Raw genomic sequence first — 25,639 nt, forward strand, 5'->3', positions numbered from 1 at the left:
GTGCGCCACACCTGTGGCAGCGCAGTGTGGCGGCGTCAGCGCCGCGGGTTCAGCCCGTAGCGGCGCATCTGGCGATGCACGGTGGAGCGGTCCACGCCCATCCGCCTGGCGGTTTCCGAGACATTGCCGGCGCAACTGGCCAGTGCCGACCGCAGCGCGGCCTCTTCCGCGGTGGCGGCGTGGCCGGCGGGCGCCAGCGTTTCGGGCAGGTCCTGCGGTTCGATCACGCCGTGTTCGCACAGCGCCGCTGCCACCGCGATCACGTTGGCCAGTTCGCGGATATTGCCGGGCCAGGCGTGCGCCTTCAGCGCGCGCAGCGCCCCGGCCGACAGCACGGGCGCGCCGGACTCGTCCTGATGCCGCGCCAGCATGCGGGCGATCAGCCAGTCCAGGTCCTGGCGCTCGCGCAGCGGGGGCACCGTGAGGGTGGCCGCGTTGATACGGTAATACAGGTCTTCGCGGAACCGGCCCTCGCGCACCAGCGTGCCCAGGTCGCGGTGTGAGGCCGACACCAAGGTCAGGCGCACGGCGCGGGGCGCGTTGGCGCCGATGGGGGTGACTTCGGACTCCGCCAGCACGCGCAGCAAACGGCTTTGCAGCGTCAGGGGCATGTCGCCGATCTCGTCCAGGAACAGCGTGCCGCCGTCGGACTCCTCGATCAGGCCCTTGCGGCCCTTGGGCGCGGCGCCGGTGTAGGCGCCCGGCAGGTAGCCGAACAATTCGCTTTCGATCAGCGATTCCGGGATGGCCGCGCAGTTCACCGCCACGAAGCGGCCGGGCCGCCGGCTGTCTTCATGAATGGCGCGCGCCAGGTATTCCTTGCCGACGCCGGTTTCGCCCTGCAGCAGGATGGGCAAGCCCTGGCGCGCCAGCTTGGCCGCACGGGCCTGCACGGCCGCCATCTTGGCGTCGCCGCCGTCCAGCCCGCGCAGCGCCGATGTCGCGGCGCGCACGGCGACGGTGGCGCCGCGCGCATGGCGGTTGGGTTCGATGGCGTGGGCGAACAGCGCGTTGCCGTCGCGCGCGACGATCAGGCGGTCTTGCGGCGCATGGCCGCGGGTGAATTGGGGCAGGTCGTCCAACTGCACCTCGAAGAAGCGCGTGACCGGCTGGCCGATCAGGCCGGCCGGGTTACGCCAGTCCAGCCCGGCGGCGCGGGCCAGGAGTTTGGCGCCCGAATGCGTCATGCCCAGGATGCGGCCGGCGCCGTCCAGCGAGATCGCGGCCTCGGGGTCCACGTCCAGGAATTCGGGCGAACGCGCAAAGCGCAGCACCCATTCGTTGCGGGTGCGCGCCATCAGGTTGGCCAGTTCGATGCGGCGCGTGGTGCTGTTGACCAGATGCAGCGCCAGGTTCTGGCTGGTCTTCAGGCTGGGGGAACTGAGCAGGGAAATATCCAGCACGGCCGCCAGTTCGCCGTCGGCGTTGTAGATGGGGGCGGCGGTACAGGACAGCGGCGTGTGCGTGTTGTCGAAGTGGTCGGTCTGGTGGATGGTCAGCGCTTCGCCGGTTTCCAGGCAGGCGCCCACGGCGCAGGTGCCGGCGCGCGGCTCCGACCATTCCGACCCCAGATACAGGCCGGCTTTGCGCAGTTTGTCGGTCTGCAGCGGGTCGCCCAGGAACTCGACCGTGACGCCCTGGCGGTCGGCCAGCAGTAGCACGTAGTTCTGGCCCGCGACCTGCCGGAAAAGGTGGTCCAGCCCGCTGCGGGCGATGCGGATCAGGGCTTCGGATTGCTGGCGGTGTTCGCGCAGCCGGCCGTCGGGGACGATATACGCTTCGCACGCCTGGGCCGGATCCAGCTGGTATTGGTCCAGGCAGCGCAGCCAACTGCGAACTACATGCGCGTCGCGCTGCGTGGGACGGCCTTGGCCGACCTGTTCGATTTCGCGGATATGGGCGGAATGCAGGGATTCCTGACTGGGCATGTCGTCTCCATGGTGCGCCCGATCTACGCCGGATCAGTGGAGCAGCATGCACAGAGACGACGGTGCTTGTAAATGGTGGTTATCCAGCGGTCTCGCTGTCGATCGAACGCAGCGCTTTGGGAATCCGATAACGCTTGCCGTCAAAGCGCAGCGTGTGGCGCGTCTTGCCCTGGCTGACGGTTTTCTCTTCGCAGCCGCCTTGCTGCACCGCGGCACGACTGGAAGAGTGCGAGTCGGTGGCGACGACGTCGCGGTAGCCCTTGGTTTTCGCCGTGCCTATCGACAGGCTCACCACGCGTTCCGTGAATTTTCCCGCGCAGCTGGTGTCCCATTGGCCGGACGAGTGGTTGACGATCAGGCCGTCGAGCACCAGGCGCAAATCGTTGCCTTCCACGGTGAAGAGCCGCAAGCTGGTTTCGTCCATGGGGTTGGCGCGCGAGGCGCCTTCGCGTTCGATGCGGATACCGAAGGCACGGCGATCGGCCGTGACGTCATAGCGCGCCGTATCGAACGACAGGCTGGCGATGCGCAAGGCATCGTCCGACATCAGATCGACCAGCGTGCGGCGTTGCCGCACTTGCAATGTCTGGCGGTCCAGCACCAGCACTTCCAGATCGCCGACGTGGCCGTTTTCGGGGTCGGGCGTGGCTTGCATCAACGGCACCGCCACGAGCAGCAAGTCTGGGTTGGCCGGCCAGGCCTTGCACGCTACCGCGAAGGGCGCGCCGACGTCCGCGTCAGACAGCGTCACGATGGCGTGGCCTTGCTTCAAGCGGATGCGGCCTTCGCGGTCGGGCTTGTCCTGGTTCTGATACACGCTGCGAACGATGTCGGCCGCCTCGGGGCAAGGGCCGCTTGCGGCGTGCGCCACGCCACCCGTCAACAGGGCGGACAAGGTCAAGGCGCCGGTCAAGAAGGATAGGGGGCGGGGCATCGTAGGCGGGCAGGGACGAGAAGACCGAATTCTAATCACGCCGCCTGTCGGCGTTGCGCCCCTTTCGCTACCGGCCGCTACAGATCGCTACAAGTCCACCCGCACCTTGCCTGCTTGTACCAGCCCGGCCACGTCGCGGATTTCGGACAGCAACGCCTGTTGCAACTGCTGGGGCGTGCCGCCGGTCGGCTGGAACCCCTGTTCGGCCAGTTTGGCGTGCACGGCGTCGGTTTGCAGCGCGCGGTTGATGCCCTGGTTCAACGCGGCGATTGTCGCTTCTGGTGTGCCGGCGGCGCAATACGTGCCGAAACGAATCTGCGCGTCAAAACCCGCGTAACCGCTTTCGGCGACGGTGGGAATGTCGGGATATTTCGGCAGGCGTTCGGGGCTGGTCACCGCCAGCACGCGCAGGCGTCCGCCCTTCATATAGGGCTCGACTGCGGCGACCGTCGCCACGACGAGCTGGATCTGGCCGCCCAGCAGATCCGTCATCATCGGCCCCGTGCCGCGATACGGAATGTGCAGCATGTCGATGCCGCAGGCGGCTTGAAGCAATTCGGTGGCCAGATGCTGCGGCGTGGCATTGCCGGGCGATCCGAAGGTCAGCACTTTGGGTTCGCGTTTGGCTTGGGCGACCAGTTCCGCCAGTGTCTTGGCGGACAGATCGCTATTGACGGCCACCATGTAGGGCGAACGCGCGATGGGGCAGACGGGCGCCAGCTGCGTCAATACGTCTTCCGGTGGGCGGGCGTAGTAGCGCACCGAAGGCACCAGCCCCGCGAACAGCAGCACGCTGCCGTCCTTGGCGCCGTTGGCGGTGTAGTCCGCGCCCAGCATGCCGCTGGCGCCGGGCTTGTTTTCGACGACGACGGACCGGTCCAACGCGCTTTCCAGTGTGGCGGCGATCACGCGCCCCAGCACGTCGGTGCCGCCGCCTGGCGGGAACGGCACGATCACGCGCAAGGGCGCTTCGCGCGCCGCCGCATGGCGGGTCAGCGATAGGGCAGCCGGCGCCGCTGCGGCCATGGCCAGGTGTTTCAGTACGGTTCTGCGATGCATGGGTTTGTCTCCATCTCCGCCCCTTTCGGGGCGTTGGCCGATCGTCTCTGTCAGGCGGACGATTCAGCGGTTGTCGGCAGTAAAAAGGCCTGCAGCGCCGCAGCCACCACGGCCGGAGCTTCCACTGGCAGCATATGCCGTTGGCCGTCCACGACGCGGGCGCGGCCGTCAGGCAGCGCGCGTGCCAGGCCGCGCGTCATGCGGGCGGTGGACCCGACGTCTTCCTCGCCGGTCATGGCGAGCGCCGGGCAAGCGATATCGGGCGCCGCCTGCGCCAGTATCGGATCGCCCTGCGCGAACAGCCGGTATGCCGCCAGGAAATTCGCGCGGTCGTTGTTCATCAGGCGCCGGCCGATGGCCGCCACCCGCTGGGGACGCGCGGCCTGGAAGCCGGGCGTGAACCAGCGCTGCAGCGATATCGCGGCGGCGGCTTCCACGTCCTGGGTAGCGGCCGCGGCCAGGCGCGCCGTCACGGCGCGGACCTCTTCCGGCGTGCGCTGGAATACCGTGCTCAGCAACACCAGACGTTCGACGCGTTGCGGCCGGGCGGCGGCATAGGCGCCTGCGATCAAGCCGCCCATGGAATAGCCCAGCACGTTGGCGTGCTGCCAGCCGGCCTGATCCAGTTCAGCGTCCAACTGCGCGACGAAGTCCTTCACCAGGGCCTCGCCCGAGATGCCGGGAGCCGCGCCATGGCCCAGCAGGTCATAGCGCAGCACGTCGAAATCCGATTCCAGCAACGGAACCAGGTCATCCCACAGCGTGTGGTCCAAGCCGACGCCGTGCAGCAGCACCAGCGGCGCGCCCCGGCCGGAACGGCGGCGGGGCGCGCTCATTTCGATTGCGCCTCTTGCGCCAGTTCCTGCAGATCGGAATAGCGGTTGCCAATGCGGTGATGCGGCCGGCCGGAGGTGGCGGCGCCCAGCGCGATGACGATCTCGTCCGGTGCCGGGGCGTCGTTGATGTTGGTCTGCACGGTCAGGTAGTGCGACCGCAGGCCTTCGTCCAGCTTGTGCATCAGCGGCACCGAGATCACGCACCCCGGACCGCCGCGCGTATTGGTGAAACTGAGGTAGCTGGTGCCGCCCACGGCATTGCGGTAGGCGTTGCCAAAGCGCAGCGTGTGGATCAGCGCCGACGCGTGTTCGACTTCGCCGGCGGTGCCCACCACGGCGGCCTTGCCATAGGCTTCGATCTGGTCGGCGGAGCCCGCCTGGCGCAGGATCTCGTCCACCAGCAACTCGCCCAGCGGCGGCGCGGCTTCCAGGATTTGCGGGCGCAGGTCTTCCTGGAAGGGCAGGCCGGCCCAAGGATTGCGGATCACGGCAGCTGCCACGATCATGATCAACGGCCGCTCGGCTGCCTTGCCGCCTTCAACTAAGGTCTTCTCGACGTAACTGACGATTTTGCGCACTTGCAAAGCCATTCCATTGCTCCAATGCATACGTGATGAACGATGGGTGCATTGTTGAAGCGGGCATGGAATTTTGACAATCCAAATTAACGTAAGTTAATTTCGGAAAATCTGAATTTAATGGGTTCCGACGCCATGCCATCGCCCCTGAAGATCCAACACCTGCGCCAGTTCCTGCTGGCGGCCGACCATGGCAGCTTCCGCTTGGCGGCCCAGGGCACGCACCGTTCGCAGGCGGCGGTGTCGGCCGCCATGCAGGACTTGGAACAGCAGTTGGGCGCGCCGTTGTTCGAAGCCGGCAAGCGGGCGCAGCTGACGCCGCTGGGGCATGCCGTGGCGCCGCTGCTGCGCGAACTGCTGGCCACGCATGACCGCGTGCTGGGTGCCGCGCGCCAGTTGGGGCTGGGCCATACCGGGCCCGTGTCGCTGGCGGTGATGCCGTCGCTGGCGGACGAATGGCTGCCGAAGCTGCTGGAGCGCTACGCCCGCAGCCACCCCGACATCCGCCTGCGCGCCGTGGATGAATCGTCGCAGGATGTGCACCGGCTGGTGCTGACCGGTGAAGTGCAGGTGGGTGTGGCGGGGCAGGTGCCGCGCACGGCTGACGTGGCGTTCACCCCGGTTGCGCGCGACGCGTTCGGGCTGGTGTGCCGAAAGGGGCATCCCTTGGCCCGCCGGCGCGGGCCGGTGCCGTGGTCGGCGCTGGCAGCCGAACGGCTGATCGGCAACGCCACGTTCGACACTTTGAAGAACCGGCAGTTAGGCGGCGTCATCGACGATCCCGCGATGGTAGTGTCCAACCGCGCGTCGCTGCTGGCCAGCGTGGTCGGCGGGCTGGGCGTCACGGTGTTGCCGGTGTTGGCTAGGCCTGCGGCCGGCTCGGATCTGGTGTTTGTGCCACTGTGCGAACCGACGGTGGAACGCATTGTCGGCGTGCTGACGCGCAAGGAAGAAACGTTGCTGCCGTCGGTGGCGGCCATGCATGCACTGGCGCTTGAATCGTTGACGCAGTTCACGCGCCGCAAGGGGGCCGTGCGGGTCTAGCCGGCTGAAGTCGGCGCCTACACCCCGCACGCCACCATCATGAATTGCCGGAACGCCTCGGCGGGCTTTGCCAGCGCCGCGCGCGGGTGCCATAGCAGCCCGGCCTCCATGGGCGGCACGGCGTCGGTGATCGGCAGGGCCTCGATCTTGCGGCCTTCCAGCGACCAGGGGCGGTAGACCATGTCCGACAGCATGGTGACGCCAAAGCCATGCGCGACCAGCCCGCGCAGCGCTTCCATGGACCGGGTACGCAGGGCGATGTCGGGCCGCAGTCCGTGCGTGCGCCAGTAGTTCAGCGTGGACCGTTCGCCTTCGTCCACTTCCAGCAGGATGTAGGGATAGCCGGCGATGTCGGCCAGCGACGGCGCGGATACGGATAGCAGCGGATGGCCGGACGCCGTCCAGAGCTGCCGCCGCGACCGCACCAGCACCTGATGGCCGAAGCGCTCGCGCTTTTCCACGTTGGACAGCAGTGCCACGCCCAACTCCACGTCGCCGCTGGCGACCGCGGCTTCGATCTCGGGGCGGTCCAGGTCCACCAGGTCCAGCACCACATCGGGGTAGCGCCGGCGAAAGCGCGCCAGCAGGTCGGGCAGGAAGTAGCCCAGCACTGTGTACGACGCCGCGATCCGTACCGTGCCGCGCAGCGCATAGCGCTGAAAGCCGGGTTCGCGGATGGCGTCGTCCAGCGAATCCAGGATGTCTTGCGTGCGCCGATGAAAGTTGTGGCCTTCCGGGGTCAGCGTGACGCCGTGCGGATGGCGGTCGAACAGCCGCACGCCCAACTGCGACTCCAGGGCCAGCACGGCATTGGTGACGGCGGATTGCGAGACATGTTCGTCGGCGGCCGCCATCGAAAACCGGCCCGTGCGGGCGGCGGCCGCGAAGTAGCGCAGTTGCCGCAGGGTGACGTCGTTTGCCATCTGTTTTTCGAATACCTGCTACCTGAAACTATGAATATACGATAACGAACGGCGTTCCTACACTGCGGAAAACACTCAAATCCGCATCCGGCAGGAGACAAACGCGTGAACGCCCCACTACCCCCCGGCGTGGCCGATACCCATGGCCTGACGCTAGACGACAAGTACACCCAGGCCACTGGCCGCATCTATCTCAGCGGCACCCAGGCGCTGGTACGCCTGCCGCTGTTGCAGAAGCTGCGCGACCAGCAGGCGGGCCTGAACACCGCCGGCTACATCTCGGGCTATCGGGGTTCGCCGCTGGGCGGCCTGGACCAGGCGCTGTGGAAGGCCAAGAAGCATCTGAAGGCGCACGACGTCGTGTTCCAGCCCGGCGTGAACGAGGACCTGGCAGCCACCGCCGTGTGGGGCTCGCAGCAATTGAACCTGTTCCCCGGCGCGACGCGCGACGGCGTGTTCGGCATGTGGTACGGCAAGGGGCCGGGCGTGGACCGCTCGGTGGATGTGCTCAAGCACGCCAACTCGGCAGGGTCGTCCGCGCATGGCGGCGTGCTGATGCTGGCGGGCGACGACCACGCCGCCAAATCCTCGTCGGTGGCGCATCAATCGGAGCATGTGCTGATCGCAAGTGGCATTCCGGTGCTGTACCCGTCCAACGTGCAGGAATACCTGGACTACGGGTTGCACGGCTGGGCAATGAGCCGCTACACGGGCCTGTGGGTGGCGATGAAGTGCGTGACGGACGTCGTGGAGTCCAGCGCGTCGGTAGACGTGGACCCGGCGCGCGTGCAGATCGTGCTGCCCGACGAGGCATTGCCGGAGGGCGGGCTGAACATCCGCTGGCCGGATTCTCCGCTGGCGCAAGAGGCGCGGCTTCTGGATCACAAATGGTATGCGGCGCTTGCCTACGTGCGGGCGAACAAGCTCAACCGCGTCGTGCTGGATTCGCCGCAGGCGACCTTCGGCATCATGACGGCCGGCAAGGCATACCTGGATGTGCGCCAGGCGCTGAACGACCTGGGGCTGGACGAGGCCGCCTGTGCCGAAGCGGGCATCCGCGTGATGAAGGTGGGCTGTATCTGGCCGCTGGACGCGCAAGGCGCGCGTGAGTTCGCCACGGGCCTGAAAGAGATCCTGGTCGTCGAGGAAAAGCGCCAGATCCTGGAATACGCACTGAAGGAAGAGCTCTACAACTGGCGCGACGACGTGCGTCCGCGCGTCTACGGCAAGTTCGACGAGCGCGAGCATGGCGGCGGCGAATGGTCCACGCCGCGCGGCGGCTGGCTGCTGCCGGCGCGCTACGAACTGTCGCCCGCGTTGATCGCGCGCGCCATCGCCGCGCGGCTGGACAAGGCGGACCTGTCCCCCGGCTTGCGCGCCCGCATCGCCGCGCGCCTGGCGGTGATCGACGCCAAGGAACGCGAGGCCGCGCGCCCCACGCTGGTGGAAGAGCGCAAGCCCTGGTTCTGCTCGGGCTGTCCGCACAATACTTCCACCCGCGTGCCCGAAGGGTCGCGCGCGGTGGCCGGCATCGGCTGCCATTACATGGCGATGTGGATGAACCGCGACACCGACACCTTCAGCCAGATGGGCGGCGAAGGCGTGGCGTGGCTGGGGCAAAAGGATTTCACGAGCGAACGCCACATCTTCGCCAATCTGGGCGACGGCACCTACTTCCATTCGGGCCTGCTGGCGATCCGCGCGGCCGTCGCGGCGCGCGCGTCGATCACCTACAAGATCCTCTATAACGACGCCGTCGCGATGACCGGCGGCCAACCGGTGGACGGCGTGTTGACGGTGCCGCAGATCGCGGCGCAGATGCAGGCGGAAGGCGTCGTGAAAACCGTGGTGGTCACGGACGAGCCCGAAAAGTACACGGGCGCGGCGGCGCTGCCCGGCGCCATCGACGTGCATCACCGCAAGTCGCTGGACGACGTGCAGCGCGCGCTGCGCGACATCGAAGGCACGACGGTGCTGATCTACGATCAGACCTGCGCCACCGAAAAGCGGCGCCGCCGCAAGCGCGGCGACTACCCGGATCCGCTGCGCCGGGCCTTCATCAACGACGCCGTGTGCGAGGGCTGCGGCGACTGCTCGGTCAAGTCCAACTGCTTGTCGGTGGAACCCCTGGATACGCCCCTGGGCACCAAGCGCCGCATCAACCAGTCGTCGTGCAACAAGGACTTTTCCTGTGTGGAGGGGTTCTGCCCCAGCTTCGTCACGGCCGAAGGGGCGGTGCTGCGCAAACCGGCCCTGGCGGGCGCGGGCCAGCCGCCGATGCCTGACGCGCCATTGCCGGAGCCGGCATCCATCGCCGGGGGCGCGGCCTACCGGATGGTGATCGCGGGCGTGGGGGGAACGGGCGTCGTGACGATCGGCGCGCTGCTGGGGGCGGCGGCGCATATCGAAGGCAAGGGCGTCACCGTGCTGGACATGGCGGGCCTGGCGCAAAAGGGCGGCGCCGTGCTCAGCCATGTGCAGTTGGCCAACCGGCCCGAGGACCTGCACGCCACCCGCGTGGCGCTGGGCGAGGCCGACCTCGTCATCGGTTGCGACGCGCTGGTGGCGGCATCCCCCGAGGTGCTGTCGCGGCTGCGGCCCGACCATGGGCGCGCGGTGGTGAACAGCGCGGCGGCCCCGACGGCGGCATTCCTGTCGCAGCCGGCCTGGCGCTTTCCGGGCGCGCAGGCGGAAGCCGCGGTCGCGGCCAGCACCGGCGGCAACTGCGACTTCATCGATGCGGGGCCGCTGGCCGAAGCGTTGCTGGGCGACACGATCTACGCCAATCCGCTGCTGCTTGGCTACGCATGGCAGAAGGGCGGCCTGCCCCTAAGTTACGACAGCCTGCGCCGCGCGATCGAGATCAATGGCGTGTCCGTGGACAAGAACCTGGCCGCCTTCGAATTGGGCAGGCAGGCCGCGCACCGGGGCGTGGCGGCGCTGCGCCCGGCCAAGGCCGCGGGAGGGGCTGGGCAAGTGGTGGCGTTGCCCGAATCGCTGGACGGGCTGGTCGAGCGGCTGGTTGCGCATGTCCAGGCCTACCAGGACGCCGCGTACGCGACGCGCTTTCGCGCGGCCGTGGACGCGGTGCAGGTGCGCGAATCGGCGATCCTGGAGGGGCGCCGCCACGAGGTGACCCGTGCCGTGGCGCGCAACCTGGCCAAATTGATGACCTATAAGGATGAGTACGAAGTCGCGCGCCTGTACACCGACCCCGCCTTCAAGGCCAAGTTGCAAGCCCAGTTCGAGGGCGAGCCGGGGCGCGACTACCGCGTGCGCTACTACCTGGCGCCGCCGGCCTTCGCACGCCGCGATGCGCAGGGCCGCTTGAAAAAGCGCGCCTTCGGCGCGTGGATGGGCGTGGCGTTTCGCATGCTGGCGCCGATGAAGCGGGTACGCGGCACCTGGCTGGACGTGTTCGGCAAGACCGCCGAACGCCGCATGGAACGCCAATTGGCCGCCGACTTCCTGGCGCTGGCCGACGAGTTCGCGAAAACGCTGGACGCCGGCAACCGAGAGGCGGCGTTGGAACTGGCCAATCTGCCGGACACCATCCGCGGGTACGGTCACGTCAAGGAGAAAAGCGTGGAACAGGCGCGGGCACGCCAGGATGGGCTGCTGCAACGCTACCGCCACCCGACGCGGGATTCGCTGGCCGCGTAGAGCTGCAGGGCAGGCAGGCGGGGGATCGCCCGGTGTACGATCCCCCGTCAATGCGGCATACGCCGCGCATCTGTCCGCCCGGCCATGGAAAACCTCGTACGCAAACTGGATCTGACTTCGCTTCGCCTGTTCGTGGCCGTTTGCCAGGAGAACAGCATCGCGCGGGCGGCCGAACGCGAGTTCATTGCGCCATCGGCCGTCAGCCGGCGTATGGCGGAGCTGGAGTCATTGGTCGGGCTGCCGCTGATTGAACGCCATACGCGTGGCGTGACGGTCACGCCCGCCGGCCAGACCGTGCTGCGTCATGCGCAGCAGATCATCGGCGACGTCGAGTCCATGGGCGCGGAGCTGTCGCGCTTCTTTGCAGGAGTAAAGGGCAATGTGCGGGTGGTCGCTAACCTGTCTGCCATTGTGCAGTTTCTCCCCGAAGACGTGGCGGCGTTTCAACGCCTGTTTCCAGAAGTGGACATCGATCTGGAAGAGCAGCACAGCCCTGATGTGCTGCGCCTGGTGCGCGAGCGCGCCGCGGACTTCGGCATCTGCAACCGCATCGCGGGCGCCGAGGGGCTTACGCAACTGCCTTACCGTCGCGACCGGCTGGCGGTAATGCTGCCGTCGCAGCATCCCAAAGCAGCTGCCCGGCAACTGAGCCTGCAGGATATTGTGGGCGAAACCTTTGTGGGCTTGCGCGAAAACAGCGCGCTGACACAGCTGCTGGCGGCGCAAGCCCAGGCGTTGGGCGCGACCCTGTCGGTGAAGATCCGTGTGGCCAGCCTGGACGCGCTGTGCCGCATGACGCATGCGGGCCTGGGCATCGCCGTGATGCCGCAGCAAGTCGCTGAACTCTATCTGCAATCGCTGGACGTCATGGTGCGTCCCCTGTCCGACGAGTGGGCGCGGCGGCAGCTGTGCATCGTATTCCCTGACGAAAGCCAGTTGTCGGCCACCGCGGCAACCCTGGTCAAATTTCTGGCCCAGCAAGGCTGATCCGGCATCTCCATTCGAGATGGCTGGATTGCCGAGACGACACTTCGGCAATCGATGCCGGCTCCTTATAGTCAAAGCGCGCCTTTGAAGAGACTTGCGGGCGCGGCCCAAGCCGGGGCAGACAGACCCCGCGGCGACGATACGGAGACAACATGAGCACCCCCACCAGATTCCTGGCGAGCTGTACGCTTGCATTCAGCGCCTTGCTGCCCGCGATGTCCGCGCAGGCGGCTGGCTACCCCGACCATCCCATCCGCTTGATCGTGCCGACATCGCCGGGGTCCACCGCCGACGTCGTCGCCCGCGTGGTGGCGGAAAGCCTGGGCAAGACGCTTGCGCAGCCCCTGATCGTCGAGAACCTGGCTGGCGCGGCGGGCATCCCTGGCACGCGCCAATTGGTGGCCGCCAAGCCGGACGGCTACACGCTGGCCATCGTGTCGTCCAACCACGCCATCAACCCCAGCCTGTACAAGAGCATGCCATACGACTCGGTGAAGGACATCACGCCGATTTCGGTCATCGGCACGACGCCGCTGGTCATGGTCGTGGCCGAAAACTCGCCGTACCGAACCATCGGCGATCTGTTGGCCGCAGCCCGCGCGCAACCGGGAAAGATCAACTATGGGTCCTCGGGCAACGGCAGTGTGCTGCACCTGGCGGGGGAATTGCTGAAATCCAAAGCGGGCGTGGACATGATGCATATTCCGTATCGCGGCGGCAACGCGTTGATCACGGATGTCATGTCTGGCCAGATCCAGGTGGCATTCCTGGCTGTGCCGTCGGTGCTGGCGCAGGTGCAGGCCGGCAAGCTGCACGCGCTGGCCGTGAGCACGCCTGAGCGCGTGGCGGCGCTTCCGAATGTGCCGACACTGGATGAGTCCGGGGTGAAGGACTATTCCTACGACGCCTGGATTTCGCTGATCGGCCCAGCCAAGCTGCCGGCCGATCTGGTGCGGACGCTGCAGGGCGCCACGCAGCGGACCATGGCGGATCCGGCCGTGCTGAAGACGTTGTCGCCGCAGGGATTTGTGGCGCAGGGCAGCAGCACCGAACAGGCGGTGCAGACACTCAACGCAGAAATCACCAAGAGCCGGGCGCTGGTCAAGGCTGCCGCGGTGACGGCTGAATAAGGATGAGATAGGCGATGACTGCTGCTGTGGCGTTACCGGCTTGCGTGCTTGATGCGCCGCCTCGATTGTTGTTCTTGTCGCAGGACCCTTCCTGCATCGCGGCGCAGTTGGGCGGGCCCCCCAGCGGCTTGCAGTCTGCAGCGCCGTTGCGCGACGACATTTCCACCGACGAGATCACGCCGGTGCCGATCTTGACGCATTTCGACGAGAGACTGGGGCGCTACCCCTATACGGGCCTTACGGCGGGGGCTGCCCATCCCATCGGCATCGATGCGGTCAAGCGGACCGGCATCAATGTGGTAGTGGCCGGCAAGCGCTACGGCAAGGGTTCGTCGCGTGAACATAGCCCCATGGCCGAAAAGTCGGCCGGCGTACGCCTGGTCATCGCTGAGAGCTTTGAACGCATCTATCGGCAGAATGCGGACAACATCGGCTTGTACACCAGCACCGACCCGGGCCTGGTGGCGCGCTTGCAACGCGGAGAGCCGGTCACGGTGGACGAGCTCGTGGCGGGCCGCGACGACCTGTCGGCCGCCATCGTGCGGGCGGGCGGATTGCTGGCGTTCGGGCAGGCGCATTTGCAGGCCGTGGGGCAGGCGCTGGCCGGCGGCGGGCGGCAAGCCCGGGCAGCGCATGGGGACGCGCCAAGTACGCTGTTCGAGAAGATCATCCGGCGCCACCTGCTGGAAACGCCGGTTACGCCCAGCGACGCGCAGCAAGGCGCGGGCGTGTTCATCCGTGCCGATTGGCGTTTCATTCACGAGTACTACACCGGCATGGCCGCGCACATGCTGCATGCGCGCTTTGGCCGTCCGCTGCGGCTGGCGGACCCGGCGCGCATCGTCGTATTCGAGGACCACACCTCGTATGTCGACGAAAGCCCCAACCATGTCAGGGCGGGCATCGTGCCCAATGTCCGCATCATGTGCCAGGCCCAGCGCGATTTCGTCGACGCCTACCAGTTGCGCCATCACCGCACTCTGACCGAGTCCGAAGCCGCGCAGGACCCGGGCGCCAACGTGGCTGGAATTTCACACGCGATGATGGCAGAGCATTACGCGCTGCCGGGGCAAGTGGTGGTGGGCACCGATTCGCATACGCCCCATAGCGGCGCGCTGGGGTGCGTGGCGTTCGGCGTGGGCACTACCGACATGGCCAACGCCTTTGTGACGGGGGCGGTGCGCCTGACGATGCCGGCGTCGCTGCGCATCGAGCTTGCAGGCGCCTTGCCGCCGGGGGTGACGGCCAAGGACATCGTGCTGCATTTGCTGGCCTTGCCCGAGATCCGTTCCGGCGCCGGGGTGGGCAAGGTGTTTGAATTCACGGGCGACGCCATTGCGGGCCTGTCCATCGACGAACGCGCCACCTTGACCAATATGACGGCCGAATTGGGCGGGCTGACGGGCATTGTGGCGCCCGACGCCGAAACCGTCCGCTTCCTGCGAGAACGCCGCGGTGTAGACGTGGCGATCGAACCCTGGATGCATAGCGATCCCGATGCCGTCTACGCGGCCACCTTGCGCGTGGATTGCCAGGCCTTGTCGCCGCTTGTGGCCGCGCCCGGCGATCCGGGCAATGGCATTCCGCTTTCCAGCCTGCAGGCGCGGCCGCGCATCGATATCGCCTATGGAGGCTCCTGCACCGCCGGCAAGCGCGAAGACTTCGATGCGTATCACCAGGTGCTGGCCTGGGCCGTGGAGCGCGGCCTGAGGCTGCCCGACGGCGTGACGCTCTATCTGCAATACGGCACCACGGCCGTTCGCGACTACTGCGTGGCGAAAGGGTATGACCGCACCTTCGCCGCCATTGGCGCGCGCATCCTGCAACCGTCTTGCGGCGCTTGCGCCAATTGCGGTCCGGGTTCGTCCACCGACCCGGGGCAGGTCACCATCAGCGCCATCAATCGGAACTTCCCCGGCCGTTCCGGCCCGGGCAGCGTGTGGCTCGGCAGCCCGCCGACCGTGATGGCCAGCGCCCTGGCCGGCAAGCTGATGTCGTTTGCGGAATTGCGGGCAGGGTACGCGGCTTGAAGGCCTATCCCGTGGCCAGCGCGGTGTGCCGGCAAGACAGCACGATGACGCCGTCCGTGTCGGCGTAGAGCCAGTCTCCGGTACGGATATCAATGCCCTGGATCCGCACGTGGTCGCCGGCGCTGGCCGTCGCGAGCGTCCCGGCCCGGTTTGGCACCGCGCCCAGCGCATGCACACCTAGCGGCATGCGCGCCAGTACGGCGGTGTCGCGCACGTAGCCGTTAAGCAGCACGCCTGACCACCCGTTCTGCGTGCCCATCCCCGCCATGCGGTCCCCCAGGATCGCATGGTCCGCGTTGCCCAAACCGTCCACCACCAGAACGCGTCCGTGGCCGGGGCCGGCCAGCAAGCCGGCCAGCGACAGGGCGCCGTCCGCCACCGGCGAAGCCACCGCCACCACTTGGCCGAAATACCACGACCGTGCGCCATAGGGGCGAAACACGGGCGGCAGGATGCGCAGCCCCGCGGCAGGCTGATCCAGACAGCTGTCGCACAGGTCTGCCGTCGACCAGTTCACGTCAGGCGCGCTGCGGTAGCTGGGAGGCGTGAAGGGCTGGTTCATGATTCGGCGGGATTCAGGGCAAGGGATATCGGCGCAGTTTGACACGGGATGGCGCTGCTGTGCGTGCCCGATTGCGTCCAGCGGGTTGGACAGCCTCACCCTTTTCATCTACGGGTTCCTCCCACTTCAGGCGCAGCGAAGCCCAGCTTAATGAAACCTTAATTGGCAGTCCGTAGGCGTTGCGTCAGAGTGCGCAACAGAGTCAACGGCCGCCAGACGCCGTCTCCGGTTACGGGTCTTTCCGCAGCCAGCCGCAATCCCCCGCACAGACGAACCTATCAAAAAGAAGCCCGGGACACACCGGGTTGCTTGCTATCGGCTGCCGCCATCAGGCGTCGGCTCCCCCTGTTGGTCCGAGGAGACAACAATGAGCAAGAGCTGGAAGTCGTTTGTGGGTGCAGTGGGTGCGGTGGCAATGATGGGGGCGGGCGGCGCATATGCCGCCGACGCGCCGCCGGACATCAAGCTGATGCAGCTGTCGGTCGGCAAGATCGAGCTGGACAAGGGCTTCATGACCGCGATGGTGGACGTGGGCACCAAGATCAAGATTCCCGTGCCGGCCTATGTGATCCAGCATCCGCGCGGGCTGGTGCTGTTCGACACCGGCATGAATCAGGCCACCGCCGACGGCAACTGCGCCAATTATTGGGGGCAGGGCCTGTGCGGCGCCTTCAATTCCATCCAGGGCCGCGACGACGTCGTGGACCGCCAGCTGAAGGCTGCCGGCTTTGACGTCAGCGATGTGAAGTACGTCGTCTATTCGCACTTCCACCTGGACCACGCGGGCAACATCAAGATGTTCCCCAAGGCCAGGCACGTCGTGCAGAAGGCCGAACTGCGCGCCGCCTGGTGGCCCGAGAAGTTCCAGCGCGCCGCCTACGTGATGAAGGACTTCGACACCACGCGCGACTACGACTTCATTCAGGTGGAAGGCGACTTCGACCTGTTCGGTGACGGCACCATCGTGCTGCTGGACACCAAGGGGCACACGCAGGGCCATCAATCCCTGCAGGTGAAGCTGAAGAACACCGGCACGGTGCTGCTGGCGGCGGACGCCATCTACACAGGCGAGAACGAGGCGGGCGTGATCCCCGGCATTACTTGGAACACGGCGGCATCCATGCAGGCCATCGACCGTCTGAAGCAAATCCGCGACGCGCGCCAGGGCCAGCTCTGGTACAGCCATGACGCGGAGCAGCACGCGCAGAACGCCAAGACCAAAGTCTTTGACTGACGGGCGGCGCCATGCAGCCGGCAGTTGCCTTGCACCAGGTCTGCAAGTCGTTCGGGCCGCGCCAGGTCCTGCATTCGCTGAGCCTGTCCGTCAGGCCCGGTGAAATTGTGGGCCTGCTGGGTCCGAACGGCAGCGGCAAGACCACGACCCTGCGTTTGATGGCCGGATTCCATGCGCCGGACAGCGGCCGCATCACGGTCTGCGGGCGCGAACCGGCCCCGGGCCGCGGCAACGCGGACATCGGCTATTTGCCGGAACGGGCGCCGCTCTATGACACGCTGACGGTGACGCAGTACCTGGAGTTCGGCGCGGGCGTCAAGGTGGCGGGCGCGGCGTCTGCGCGCCGCCGGGCCATCGAACGCGCGATCGACGGCTTCGATCTGCAAGGGGTGGCGCGCACCATGATCGGCCGACTGTCCAAGGGTCAGCGCCAGCGCGTGGGTTTGGCGCAGGCCGTGCTGAACGACCCGCCGGTACTGCTGCTGGACGAAGCCACCAATGGCCTTGATCCGGTGCAGATCGTCGAGGCGCGCGCAATGATCCGGCGTTGCGCCGAGGGCCGTGCCGTGGTGTTCAGCAGCCATTTGATGCAAGAGGTGGAGGCCTTGTGCACCCGGATCGCCATCCTGCGCCAAGGCAGGTTGGTGGAAGACGCGGCGCTGGGCCAGGCGCAGACGGCTCTGCAACTGCAGCTGGCGTTGCCGGCGGCGCGCCACGCGGCGCTGCACGCGGCATTGTCGGCCTGCCCGGGCGTGCGCGGCGTGGATGCCGCGGCATCGGACTCGGGGCTGAGCAAGTGGCGCGTCAGTTGGGAGGCGGAGGAGGACGGGGCGACGTGTGATGCGGTATTGCGCATCGTCCTGGCGCATGCGGAACTGCGCGCCGTGCTGTCGCTGCACGACGCGGTGGAAACCCGTCTGCTGGCTGCGCTGGCCCCTAACGACCCCTTGCTGCGGAGGCGGGCATGAAAGGCTTCGGGGCGTTGTATCGGAAGGAATTGCGGACCGACTTCGGGTCGCCCGTGGCGCTGGTGGTGGTGGCCGTTTTCTGGGCGCTGTCGGGCTACCTGTTCAGCTTCAACCTGTTCTTCGTCAGCACCGGGCAGATGGTGACGGCGTTCCACAACATGACGATCCTGCTGATCCTGGTGATGCCGCTGGTCAGCATGCGGGCGTTTGCCGAAGAGGCGCGGCAGGGCACGTTGGAGCTACTGCTGACCCTGCCGCTGTCGGACGCGGTGCTGGTGGCCGCCAAGTACGCCGCCGGGTTGACGGTGCTGGCGTTGATGTTGGCGGGCACGACAGCCGCCGTGCTGCCGCTGGCCTGGTACGGGCAGCCCGACTACGGCCCGATCCTGGGCGGCTACATCGGCGTGTTCCTGTATGGCGCGCTGTTCCTGGCGATCGGCATCGCGGTGTCCAGCGCCTGCACCAACCAGATCGTGGCCGCCAGCGCCACCTGGGGCATCCTGGTGCTGCTGTGGTTCATCGATTACCCTGCGGCGCTGGACGCGTTTCCGGCGCTGTCGCCGTTCTTCCAGGCCTTGTCCCTGTCGGCGCAGCATGTGGATTTCATCCGTGGCGTCCTGCCCGGACCCGCCACCGTGACGCTGGCCAGCGTAGCCGTGCTGGCGCTGATGATCGCCGCCGTCAACCTGAAGCGCTGGAGGCTGCGATGATGCCGGGTACGTCCTGGCGGCGCGCCGGCAAGCGCTTGTCGCTATGGCTGCCTGTGCTGGCGGTGGCCGCGCTGCTGCTGGCGCTGAACCTGTGGGCGGCGCGCAACCTGGGGCGCATGGACCTGACGGCGCAGCGGCTCTACAGCCTGGCGCCCGAAAGCGTCGAGGTGGCCCGCCAGGTCAAGCAGCCCGTCACGGTCACGTGGTTCTACGACCTGCGCAACAAAAGCATGGTCGACGCGCTGGAACTGCTGCGCCAGTACGAGCACGCCAATCCGTTGATCCGCGTGCGCGGCGTGGATCCGGCGCTGCGGCCGGCCGAGGCGCGCGAAGCGGGCATCCAATTCGCGGGCAGCGCCGTGCTGGCCGCCGATAGCCGCAGGCTGACGATCAATGGCGGCACGGAAACCGACTTCACCAATGCGCTGCTGCGCATCAGCCAACGCGGCGCGCAAACGGTCTGCTTCACGCAGGGCCATCGCGAAGCCGCGCTGGACAGCCTGACGTCGCTGGACGACCTGGAAGACCACGGCGACGACGAGAATCTGGTGGCGCGCGTCGAGGTCCATGAACAGCATGGCATGGCCATGGCGCGCAACGCCTTGCAGACGCTGGGCTTTGCCACCCGGGGCGTGAACGCCGGCAGCCTGACGCAAGCGCTGCCGGCCTGCGCCGTGGTGGTGGCGGCGGGGCCGCGCACGCCCTTCGGCGACGACGACGCCCAGGCGCTGCGCGGCTGGACGGCCGCGGGCGGCAAGACCCTGCTGCTGCTGGAGCCGGATACCCCCCACGGCCTGGACGCGCTGCTGGGCGATTTCGGCATCGCCCGTCCGCCAGGGGCACTGGCCGATCCGGGCAGCCACTACCGCAATGATCCAGGCAGCCCCGCTGTCAGCGACTACACGCGCCACAAGATGACGCGCGGCTTGCCGCTGAGCTTCTTCCCCGGCGCGGCGGGTCTGGAGCCGGCAGGCGACAGCCTGCCCAAGGGCGTCGTCGTGACCCCGTTGGCGCAGACCTCCGGCCAGGCGCATCTGCCCGGCCAGCCCGCCGCGCGCTACACCCTGATCGCACTAGCCACCCGCAACGCGCAAGCGGCCAGCGCGGACGGCACGGCACACCCGGCGCTGTTGGTGGCGGGCGACAGCGATTTCGCCACCAACCGCCATTTCGCCACGCTGGGCAATGGCGCCTTGTTCACCAGCGCGGTGACCTTGCTGGCGGGCCAGGACGCCTTGCTGACCCTGCGGCCGCGCCATTACGAAGGCCGCCGCGTCGAACTCACCAACCGGCAGATGCGGGTGGTGTTCTGGACCAGCACGGTCGCGCTGCCCTTGCTGGCGTTGATGACGGGGTTGCTGCTGTGGTGGAGGCGGCGGTGATGTCGGCGCGCGCCCTGTGGCCGCTGTTGCTGGTGGCCGGCGCGGGGCTGTCGGCCTGGCAATGGCACGAGGCGGCCGACGGGACGGCCAGCCATGGCGGCCACACGCACCTGCACGACGACGCCGGCAAACCGGCGCGCCTGTACGCCTGGGACGCCGCCCAGGCTACGCACGTCACGCTTGCCACGCCCGCCGCGTCGGTCACGCTGACCCGCGCCGGCCAAGGGTGGGCGGCGATGCCCGAGGGCGCCGCCGGCGGGTTCGACGCGGCGCAGTTCCTGGCGCTGTTTTCACAGGCCCGCAGCGACCGCGCGCTGGCGCCCCATGCCGACCAGCCATACGGATTGAGCCCACCCCAATTGCGCATCGACATCCGCGACGCGACGGGCGTGCGCCTCGCCCAAATGGAGGTAGGCGCGCTGGCGCCGGATGGCCTAGGCCGTTATGTGCAATTGCCTGGTGAAGCGCAGATCCGCATCATCCCCGACTACCAGACCCGGGCGCCGATGGCGGCGATGGTGCAGGTAAACCCGCATGCGGAAATCCCCTAGGCGACGGCCACTCTATCGCTTGTGAAGCCCGGCTTGCACAAAGATAAATAGGCGCTGAAAAGGGGCATACCTATACTTCGTTTCCACTATCGGAGGGGATCGCCGGGCGGCTTTATCCGCCCGGCGATCCCCCCACATAAACGCCTTCCGGCCCGCCTCGCCTCGCATCGACGGCGGGTACGGCAAGGTCCATAAAGAGACAAGGGCGCGCCAAGCGCGTCCGGGGCTAAAAGCCCGTACCGCCGTGCTGGGGATTCCACGTTGCCGCGGCAACGCGTCGCCCTCGCGGCAGGTGCTTAGCGTATTGGGAGAAGACGCTTGACCTGGGATCTACTGCCTCTTGCCTTGGTGGACGGCGTGGCCTACGCCAGTCTGCTGTTCCTGGTGTCGATGGGCTTGACGCTGGTGTTCGGCGTGATGGGCATCTTGAACGTCGCCCACGGCGCCTTCTACGCCTTCGGCGGTTACGCCGCGGCCAGCCTGGTGATGTTCCTGGCGCCCAAGACCGACTCCCCTTTGCTGCTGTTCGCGGCCTTGTTCGTGGCCGCCATCGCCGTGGGCCTGGCGTTGGGCAGCATCATGGAATTCGTGCTGATCCGCCGGGCCCAGAACTACGACCCCATCCTGAAACTGCTGATCACCTTCGGCGGCTTCCTGATGCTGGAAGACATCCAGCGCCTGCTGTGGGGCGCGCAGCCCTACAGCGCCAGCGAGGTCGTCAACCGGCTGGGCAACATCGAAATCGGCGACATCACCTACACCACCTATCAGCTGGTCGTGGTGCCGGTGACGGCGGTGCTGGCCTACGTGTGCCTGGAATTCTTCCTGCGCCACACCAAGCTGGGCAAGCAGACCGTGGCCACCACGCACAACCGCGAGGTGGCGACGTCGCTGGGCATCAACGCCAAGAAGATCGGCTACGTCACCTTCGTGATCGCCACCATCCTGGGCGCGCTGGGCGGCGCGATGGCCGCGCCCACCACGTCGCTGGTGCCGGGTGCCGGCACGGACATGACGGTGCTGTCGTTCGCGGTGGTCGCGACCGCCGGCCTGGGCCAGATCACGGGCGCGCTGATCGCCGCGCTGCTGATCGGCATCATCCGTGCCATTGCCGTCTATGCCGCACCCGAACTGGAAGTGGCGGTGCCGTACATCATCATGGTGCTGGTGCTGATCATCCGGCCGCACGGCCTGTTCACGGTCGCTCAAGCGCGGAGGATCTGATGAAAGTCGCCGTACTCAGTCTCGTGGCCGCGCTGGCCACGCTATTCCTGGGCTATTCCTATTCCTGGACCATCACGCCCATCGTCATCGGCCTGACCTACGCCATCGCCGCGCTGGGCGTGTCGGTGATGGCCCGCGCCGGCCAGATCTCGTTCGGCCACGCGATGTACTCCTGCATCTCGGCCTATACCGTCGCCTTCCTGGCGCGTGCCATGCCCGGCACCGACGCCCTGGTGCTGATCCTGGCGGGTGTCGTCGCCAGCTTTGCATCGGCCGTCGTGATCGGCCTGTTCGTGGTGCGCTACCGCGGGATCTTCTTCGGCATGCTGAACCTGGCGCTGAGCATGGTGCTGTTCGCGTTGCTGGGCAAGCTCTACACCCTGACAGGCGGCTCGGACGGCTTGCGCATCGTGCGCCCGGCCATGGCCGGTGTCCTGATGGAGCGCGAATCGTTCGAACGCGCATTGCTGGTGCTGACGCTGGTGCTGTCGATGGCGTTGGCCTGGTGGGTGCAGCGCTATTTCCGGTCGGGCAGCGGGCAGGCCCTGTCGGCGATCAAGACGAACGAGACGCGCATCGAATACCTGGGGTTTTCCGCGTACTTCATCATGTGGAAGGGCTATCTGCTGTCGGCCGTCGTGGTGGGCTTCTCGGGCGCCATCCTGGCCTTGATGCAGGGTCTGGTCACGCCGGAAATCGGATCGTGGCTGCGCTCGGGGGAATTCGTGTTCATCACGATCCTGGGCGGGGCCGGCCACGCGGCCGGGGCGTTCCTGGGTGCGGTGGGCTTCGAGACGGTCAAGCTCGTGTCGGCGGCCTACTTCCCTGGTTTGTGGCAGTTCTTGCTGGGGCTGACCTTGATCCTGGTGATCTTCATGTTCCCCACCGGATTCGTCGGCCAGATCATGAAACGCGCCGCGGCCCGAAAGCGCGACCAGGCACGTGCAGAGGCACGCGCCGGCGCCACCGTGCAGGCTCGGGTTCAGGCCAGCGCGCAAGCCTCGGTGAGGAACTGAAGATGAAACCCCTCATTCAAACCACCGGCCTGTATCTGGCTTTCGGCGGCGTCGTCGCGGCCAACAACATCGACTTCGAACTGCATGAAGGCGAACGCCTGGCCGTGATCGGACAGAACGGCGCCGGCAAGACCACCTTCATCAACATCTGCACGGGGTATCTGGCGCCGTCCAAGGGCAAGGTGTATTTCGACGGTCGTGACGTCACGGCCATGGCGCCGCGCAAGATCGTGCGCCTGGGGCTGGGGCGGTCGTTCCAGCTGCCGCAGCTGTTCACCGAGCATACGGTGCGCCAATGCGTGCAGATTGCAGCCGCCCGCCGCAACAAGGAACTCAGCTGGTTCCGGTCGCTGGAAAGCACCATCGACGACAAAGCAGTGGACGCCACGCTGGACCTGGTGGGCCTGCTGCCCGAAGCCGACGAAGCCTCCATCGAATTGCCGGAAGGCAAGCGCAAGCTGCTGGACGTGGCGATGGCGCTGGCCCTGCAACCCAAATTACTGATCATGGACGAGCCGACCAGCGGCGTCGCGTCCGAGGACAAGTTCGCCTTGATGGAAACCGTGATGCATGCGCTGGACGAACGCCGCGTGACAAGCTGGTTCGTCGAGCACGATGTGGACATCGTGTCGCGCTACGCCACGCGGGTGGCCGCCTGGATCGCGGGCAAGGTGGCCGCGGACGGCACGCCCGACGAGGTCTTGAACAACCCGCAGATCAAAAGCGAAGTGCTGGGGGCCTGAACCATGTTGAACCTATCGGCCATCAACGTCGACCTGGCGGGCAACCGCATCCTGCGCGACGTCAGCGCAAGTTTCGAACCGTCCAAGACCATCGGCATCGTGGGCCGCAACGGCGCGGGCAAGACCACGCTGCTGCGCACCATCATGGGCCTGACGAAGATCAAGTCGGGCAAGATCGCTTTCGACGGCACGGACCTGACCGCCTTGCCCGGGCACAAGCGCGCCGCCCTGAAGGTAGGGTACGCACCCGAAGACCGCGTGATCTTCCCCACCATGACGGTGGAAGAAAACCTGAATCTGCCGTGCGAGGTGCAAGGCCAGTCCAAGGCTCAGATCGCCGCGCGCATCGCCACGGTGCTGAAGGTGGTGCCGCAGCTGGAACCCATGCTGAGCCGGTCCGGCTCTGCGTTGTCGGGCGGCCAGGGAAAGATGGTGGCGCTGGCGCGCGCCATCATGGTCGGCACCCGCCTCTTGATGCTGGACGAGCCTTTCCAGGGCCTTGCCCCGAAGCTGGCGCGCGACTACACCGAAGCGCTGGCGCGGCTGAAAGAGCTGCAACCCGACCTATGCGTAGTGATCACCGAGTCCAACGTGAAGTTGCTTGGCGACATTCCCGACCAGATATGGACGATCGAGCGCGGCTCGATCACCTTGAACTGAATACCCGGAGACTTTCCATGACGCAGATGATTATCGACGGCCGCCAGGCCGATGCCGCAGACGGACGCACCATCGATGTGGTGTCGCCGGTGGACGGCAAGGTGTTCACCACCATCCCGCGTGGCCAGCAGGCCGACGTGAATGCAGCCGTGCAGGCGGCGCGCGCCGCGCTGGACAGCGGCTGGGGCGCCATGACCGCGCTGGAGCGCGGCCGGTTGCTGCTGCGCCTGGGCGAATCCGTGCTGGCGCACCACGAAGAATTGTCGCAACTGGAATCGCGCGACACGGGCAAGCCGATGTCCACGGCACGCGCCGACATCACCGTGCTGGCGCGCTACTTCGAGTTCTATGGCGGCGCGGCCGACAAGGTGCACGGCCAGACCATCCCGTTCCAGAAGGACTATTCGGTCCAGCTGATCCGCGAGCCGCTGGGCGTGACCGCCCACATCATCCCGTGGAACTATCCCGCGCAGATGTTCGGCCGCAGCGTGGCGCCGGCGCTGGCCATGGGCAACGCCGCCGTGGTCAAGCCCGCGGAAGATGCCTGCCTGTCGATCATCCGCGTGGCCGAGCTGGCATTGGAAGTGGGCTTCCCGGCGGGCGCGTTGAACATCGTGACGGGCCTGGGCGAAGAAGCGGGCGCCAGTCTGTCGCGCCATGCGGGCATCAACTTCATCACGTTCACGGGATCGAACGAAGTCGGCGTGCTGATCCAGCAGGCCGCCGCCGTCAACGCGGTGAAGTGCGTGCTGGAACTGGGCGGAAAGTCCGCTCATATCGTGTTCGACGATGCCCGCTTCAAGCTGGCCATTCCGGCCATCGTCAAGGGCATCGTCCACAACGCGGGCCAGACGTGCACCGCCGGCAGCCGCCTGCTGGTGCAGAAGGGCATCTACGCCGAGTTCATGAAGGCGCTGGCGGAAGAATTCTCGAAAGTCCGCGCCGGCACGCCGGACATGGACCTGACTTGCGGCCCGGTGGTCAACAAGGCGCAGTTCGACCGCGTCAACCACTACATCGCCAGGGGCCTGGCCGACGGCTTGAAGGTGGCAGCCGAAGGCGCCATCGCCGACGGCGTGCCGGCGGGCGGCTACTTCGTCAAACCGACCTTGTTCAGCGCCCCGTCGCATGACAGCACGCTGCTGACCGAAGAGATCTTCGGGCCTGTGCTGGTGGCGCTGCCGTTCGAAACGGAAGCCGATGCCATCCGGTTGGCGAACGCCACCGACTACGGACTGCTGGGCGCGGTCTGGACCGAAAACGGCGGACGCCAGCAGCGCGTGGCGCGCGGCATCAAGTGCGGCCAGGTCTATATCAACGGATTCGGCGCGGGCGGTGGCGTGGAACTGCCGTTTGGCGGCGTCAAGAAGAGCGGCCATGGACGCGAAAAGGGCTTCATAGCCCTGGAAGAAATGAGCACGACCAAAACGTTGATCCAATTCTACGGCGAATGATCGCCAGGCTATCCGGAGACAAG

General features: G+C 67.0%; 22 protein-coding genes. 15 read left to right on the forward strand and 7 right to left on the reverse strand.

What is annotated here, in order from left to right; translation table 11 throughout:
* Positions 1 to 35: 35 nt before the first annotated feature.
* From A9973_RS14970 to A9973_RS14990, 5 genes are all read right to left on the reverse strand, one after another.
* Positions 36 to 1,928 (reverse strand): sigma-54-dependent Fis family transcriptional regulator, encoded by a 1,893-nt coding sequence (locus A9973_RS14970; protein WP_183014531.1) that lies wholly within the window; start codon positions 1,926 to 1,928, stop codon positions 36 to 38.
* Between the two features lie 79 nt (positions 1,929 to 2,007).
* Complete coding sequence (locus A9973_RS14975) at positions 2,008 to 2,823, reverse strand: hypothetical protein (RefSeq protein ID WP_255469165.1); 816 nt, start codon at positions 2,821 to 2,823, stop codon at positions 2,008 to 2,010.
* A gap of 126 nt (positions 2,824 to 2,949) precedes the next feature.
* Positions 2,950 to 3,921: a tripartite tricarboxylate transporter substrate binding protein gene (locus A9973_RS14980; RefSeq protein ID WP_183014533.1), complete on the reverse strand. Its 972-nt coding sequence runs from the start codon at positions 3,919 to 3,921 to the stop codon at positions 2,950 to 2,952.
* A gap of 50 nt (positions 3,922 to 3,971) precedes the next feature.
* Complete coding sequence (locus A9973_RS14985) at positions 3,972 to 4,757, reverse strand: alpha/beta fold hydrolase (protein WP_183014534.1); 786 nt, start codon at positions 4,755 to 4,757, stop codon at positions 3,972 to 3,974.
* On the reverse strand, positions 4,754 to 5,347 hold the full coding sequence (locus A9973_RS14990) for an amino acid synthesis family protein (RefSeq protein WP_183014535.1): 594 nt from the start codon (positions 5,345 to 5,347) through the stop codon (positions 4,754 to 4,756). The genes A9973_RS14985 and A9973_RS14990 overlap by 4 nt, the downstream gene beginning before the upstream one ends.
* Before the next feature lie 123 nt (positions 5,348 to 5,470).
* On the opposite strand from A9973_RS14990, the gene A9973_RS14995 reads away from it, so the two are divergent.
* Entirely contained in the window at positions 5,471 to 6,379 is a 909-nt protein-coding gene (locus tag A9973_RS14995; protein ID WP_183014536.1) for a LysR family transcriptional regulator, read from the forward strand.
* 17 nt (positions 6,380 to 6,396) lie between these two features.
* Here the strand turns inward: A9973_RS14995 and A9973_RS15000 are convergent, their stop codons facing one another.
* Positions 6,397 to 7,302, reverse strand: a complete 906-nt coding sequence (locus A9973_RS15000) for a LysR family transcriptional regulator (protein WP_183014537.1) — start codon at positions 7,300 to 7,302, stop codon at positions 6,397 to 6,399.
* A gap of 105 nt (positions 7,303 to 7,407) precedes the next feature.
* Here A9973_RS15000 and A9973_RS15005 point away from each other — a divergent pair, with 105 nt between their 5' ends.
* The 4 genes from A9973_RS15005 to A9973_RS15020 all read left to right on the forward strand — a co-directional run bounded on the left by A9973_RS15005 (position 7,408) and on the right by A9973_RS15020 (position 15,112).
* Entirely contained in the window at positions 7,408 to 10,965 is a 3,558-nt protein-coding gene (locus A9973_RS15005; RefSeq protein ID WP_183014538.1) for an indolepyruvate ferredoxin oxidoreductase family protein, read from the forward strand.
* Positions 10,966 to 11,049: 84 nt separating this feature from the next.
* Positions 11,050 to 11,952, forward strand: coding sequence for a LysR substrate-binding domain-containing protein (locus A9973_RS15010; RefSeq protein ID WP_183014539.1), 903 nt, complete (start codon positions 11,050 to 11,052; stop codon positions 11,950 to 11,952).
* 152 nt (positions 11,953 to 12,104) lie between these two features.
* Positions 12,105 to 13,082: a tripartite tricarboxylate transporter substrate binding protein gene (locus tag A9973_RS15015; protein ID WP_183014540.1), complete on the forward strand. Its 978-nt coding sequence runs from the start codon at positions 12,105 to 12,107 to the stop codon at positions 13,080 to 13,082.
* A 14-nt stretch (positions 13,083 to 13,096) separates the two neighbouring features.
* Positions 13,097 to 15,112 carry an aconitase family protein gene (locus A9973_RS15020; RefSeq protein ID WP_183014541.1) on the forward strand — a complete coding sequence of 672 codons (2,016 nt, stop codon included), beginning with the start codon at positions 13,097 to 13,099 and terminating at the stop codon, positions 15,110 to 15,112.
* A gap of 4 nt (positions 15,113 to 15,116) precedes the next feature.
* Here A9973_RS15020 and A9973_RS15025 read toward each other — a convergent pair whose 3' ends face one another.
* On the reverse strand, positions 15,117 to 15,674 hold the full coding sequence (locus A9973_RS15025; RefSeq protein ID WP_183014542.1) for a ribonuclease: 558 nt from the start codon (positions 15,672 to 15,674) through the stop codon (positions 15,117 to 15,119).
* Positions 15,675 to 16,041: 367 nt separating this feature from the next.
* On the opposite strand from A9973_RS15025, the gene A9973_RS15030 reads away from it, so the two are divergent.
* The 10 genes from A9973_RS15030 to A9973_RS15075 all read left to right on the forward strand — a co-directional run bounded on the left by A9973_RS15030 (position 16,042) and on the right by A9973_RS15075 (position 25,616).
* The gene (locus tag A9973_RS15030) at positions 16,042 to 16,908 is read left to right on the forward strand and encodes an N-acyl homoserine lactonase family protein (RefSeq protein ID WP_183014543.1); all 867 of its coding nucleotides are present in this window, start codon (positions 16,042 to 16,044) and stop codon (positions 16,906 to 16,908) included.
* 11 nt (positions 16,909 to 16,919) lie between these two features.
* Positions 16,920 to 17,876 carry an ABC transporter ATP-binding protein gene (locus tag A9973_RS15035; RefSeq protein WP_183014544.1) on the forward strand — a complete coding sequence of 319 codons (957 nt, stop codon included), beginning with the start codon at positions 16,920 to 16,922 and terminating at the stop codon, positions 17,874 to 17,876.
* Positions 17,873 to 18,586, forward strand: a complete 714-nt coding sequence (locus tag A9973_RS15040; protein ID WP_183014545.1) for an ABC transporter permease — start codon at positions 17,873 to 17,875, stop codon at positions 18,584 to 18,586. Before A9973_RS15035 ends, A9973_RS15040 begins: the two co-directional genes overlap by 4 nt.
* Positions 18,583 to 19,968, forward strand: coding sequence for a Gldg family protein (locus tag A9973_RS15045; RefSeq protein WP_183014546.1), 1,386 nt, complete (start codon positions 18,583 to 18,585; stop codon positions 19,966 to 19,968). The genes A9973_RS15040 and A9973_RS15045 overlap by 4 nt, the downstream gene beginning before the upstream one ends.
* Complete coding sequence (locus A9973_RS15050) at positions 19,968 to 20,519, forward strand: electron transporter SenC (protein ID WP_183014547.1); 552 nt, start codon at positions 19,968 to 19,970, stop codon at positions 20,517 to 20,519. The genes A9973_RS15045 and A9973_RS15050 overlap by 1 nt, the downstream gene beginning before the upstream one ends.
* Before the next feature lie 318 nt (positions 20,520 to 20,837).
* Positions 20,838 to 21,743 carry a branched-chain amino acid ABC transporter permease gene (locus A9973_RS15055; protein WP_183014548.1) on the forward strand — a complete coding sequence of 302 codons (906 nt, stop codon included), beginning with the start codon at positions 20,838 to 20,840 and terminating at the stop codon, positions 21,741 to 21,743.
* Positions 21,743 to 22,759, forward strand: coding sequence for a branched-chain amino acid ABC transporter permease (locus A9973_RS15060; protein ID WP_183014549.1), 1,017 nt, complete (start codon positions 21,743 to 21,745; stop codon positions 22,757 to 22,759). The genes A9973_RS15055 and A9973_RS15060 overlap by 1 nt, the downstream gene beginning before the upstream one ends.
* A 2-nt stretch (positions 22,760 to 22,761) precedes the next feature.
* Positions 22,762 to 23,502: an ABC transporter ATP-binding protein gene (locus A9973_RS15065; protein ID WP_183014550.1), complete on the forward strand. Its 741-nt coding sequence runs from the start codon at positions 22,762 to 22,764 to the stop codon at positions 23,500 to 23,502.
* 3 nt (positions 23,503 to 23,505) lie between these two features.
* Positions 23,506 to 24,162, forward strand: coding sequence for an ABC transporter ATP-binding protein (locus A9973_RS15070; protein ID WP_183014551.1), 657 nt, complete (start codon positions 23,506 to 23,508; stop codon positions 24,160 to 24,162).
* A 17-nt stretch (positions 24,163 to 24,179) separates the two neighbouring features.
* Positions 24,180 to 25,616 (forward strand): aldehyde dehydrogenase family protein, encoded by a 1,437-nt coding sequence (locus A9973_RS15075; RefSeq protein WP_183014552.1) that lies wholly within the window; start codon positions 24,180 to 24,182, stop codon positions 25,614 to 25,616.
* The last annotated feature ends 23 nt before the right edge of the window (positions 25,617 to 25,639 follow it).

Source organism: Achromobacter sp. UMC46 (assembly GCF_014170335.1).
Taxonomy (GTDB): domain Bacteria; phylum Pseudomonadota; class Gammaproteobacteria; order Burkholderiales; family Burkholderiaceae_B; genus Achromobacter.